The sequence below is a fragment of the Streptomyces sp. NRRL WC-3549 genome, from assembly GCF_000721935.1.
Classification (GTDB): domain Bacteria; phylum Actinomycetota; class Actinomycetes; order Streptomycetales; family Streptomycetaceae; genus Streptomyces.
Genome location: NZ_KL585428.1, coordinates 1 through 428, shown reverse-complemented (window position 1 = coordinate 428; position 428 = coordinate 1). Strand labels below are relative to the sequence as shown.

Genomic DNA, 428 nt, shown 5'->3' with positions numbered 1-428 from the left:
GGCGGCGGCCTGCCGGGCGGCCCTGCGGCAGGCCGGGGTGAGCGTGACGCAGCACCGTGACGGCCGGGACCGGATCCCGTCGCCGCTGCGCACCCACGGGGTGACCCCCCGGGAGTACGAGGTGTTCGTCCTGCTGGCCGAGCGCCCGGGCAACCAGCAGATAGCCCGGCGGCTCTCCATCTCGCCCCGCACGGTGGAGAAGCACCTGGCGAGCCTGCTCAGCAAGACGGGCCGGGCAAACCGGGCGGCGCTGTGCGAGTTCGCCGCGGAGTGCCTCCTCGACCACGCCTGAGACCGCCGTCGGGACCGCCGCCGAGGTGCGCCCGGGACCGTCGCCCGGCACCACCGCCCGGGGCCGTCGCCCGGCACCACCGCCCCGGACCGCCGCCCGGCACCACCGCCGAGGTACGCCCGGGACGGTCCCCGGA

At 78.0% G+C, this 428-nt stretch carries 1 protein-coding gene; it reads left to right on the top strand.

All coding sequences use genetic code 11. The features are described from left to right. Positions 1–292, top strand: a 292-nt coding sequence (locus IH13_RS0129445; RefSeq protein ID WP_158791389.1) for a response regulator transcription factor, incomplete at its 5' end; no start/stop codon positions are given. Positions 293–428: the final 136 nt, after the last annotated feature.